Origin of the sequence: Methanobrevibacter oralis, from assembly GCF_001639275.1 — an archaeon.
Classification (GTDB): Archaea; Methanobacteriota; Methanobacteria; order Methanobacteriales; family Methanobacteriaceae; genus Methanocatella; species Methanocatella oralis.
In genome coordinates this window covers 1-1,668 of record NZ_LWMU01000123.1, presented here as the reverse complement: position 1 = coordinate 1,668, position 1,668 = coordinate 1, and the positions used below count along the sequence as shown (strand labels likewise).

Genomic DNA, 1,668 nt, shown 5'->3' with positions numbered 1-1,668 from the left:
ATTTATCTGTCCCGTATTTGCATCCTAAAATTAATAAAGCTAAAATAATAATTATAAAAAGAATAATTTCATTTATGTAATTTTTATCATCAAATATTTTTTTAATTTTTTTAGTAATTTCGTAAGATTTGTCAGAATCGCCTAAAGAATTTGAACCCTCACTATTATCTTGCATGCCTCTTTGAGAACTTGATGGGGATGAAGCAGCATTTGCAGTAAAGCCAACAGAAGCTAAATTAGGATTATATTTTGAACTATTTGATTTACTAAGACTATTTGAATTAACATTTCCATGAATTTGAGAGTTGTGTGAATTTGATGATGTATTTAAATTTGTATTTCCGTTTATATTTTGCCCATTATATTTATTATAACCTGGAAGATGTGAAAAACCACCACTTCCCCCATTACCACTACCTGGACCTAAATTATTTCCATCACCTGAACCAAAGTAGTTTCCATTACCATTACTATTACCTTGGCTATTTCCATTAGCTCCACCAATCGAATGAGAAGTAGAAGAACTAGGCCCTGTAGATATTGGATTATTAGGATTGTTCCCACTAGAATTGGAATTAGGATTGATGTAAGGGTTATGGGCGCTGGAATTAGGGTTGGAACCAGAATTATTTGATTCAATGACTTTTGGATTCCAGTTTATCCATTTTTTGTACCATGGCTTAAATATATTATTATGAGTATTCCAAACCGAATCATCAGGTCCAATATGACCATTTGGCAATACACCCCAGTAATTATATCTCATATCAATAGACTGCTTGATTCCATAAGAATGTATTGTATTGCTAGAAGGTGCGAAGTTATTTACTATATTTGAATCATGTACAGATATGTTTCCAGAACCTATATTGAATGCACCTCCGGCATTTAAGGCTTTATTATTAGTTATAGTTGAATTATAAATGTTAAAATTATCCTGAATATGACTATAATAAACATAAGACTCATATTCAATAGCTCCACCATATCTTGCAGAATTATTTGAAATAATTGATCTCATAATAAGGAAATTTTTTGAAATATCTAAAGCCCCCCCATTAGTTCCTGCACGATTATTATTTAAAATAGAGTCTATTATCTGACCATCATTAGCTTTAGCATATAAAGCTCCTCCATTATTAATAGCTTGATTATAATAAAATTCAGAAGCATTTACATATAATTTATTGTAGGTTCCATATACAACTCCACCATTATGTGCATTGAAATTATCGTAATAATCTAAATAAAGTGGATCATCTTTAAATCTAGTATCATTAGCCCGATTATTAGAAAAGTAACAATTATCAATGTATAAACTAACATTAGAAATAAAATTAGATAAATATGTGAAACTGTCACATTGAGTAGCTATTACCCCACCAATACTGGCTGAATTATCCATAAATGAGGAATTTTCAATTAATACAGAAGTATTTTTAGTATAAATTACACCACCCGCCCCAATTGGGGAATCGCATACAGATTTACAATGATAAATATACTTCTCTTCAATAGACCAACCAATAGCCTCCATTAAAATTCTACAAAAGTCTATTGAGGTTAATGCTGTGTTATTATTAAAAGTAGAGTTGATTATTGATAATTTGTTTTTTGAATCTGAATAAATTACTCCTCCATGTATTCCTTGATTATTATAAAAAATTG

The 1,668-nt window shown here is 29.9% G+C and carries 1 pseudogene; it reads right to left on the bottom strand.

Going from position 1 to position 1,668, the window contains the following annotated elements:
* A pseudogene (locus MBORA_RS10910) lies at window positions 1-1,668 on the bottom strand (adhesin); the annotation flags it as partial.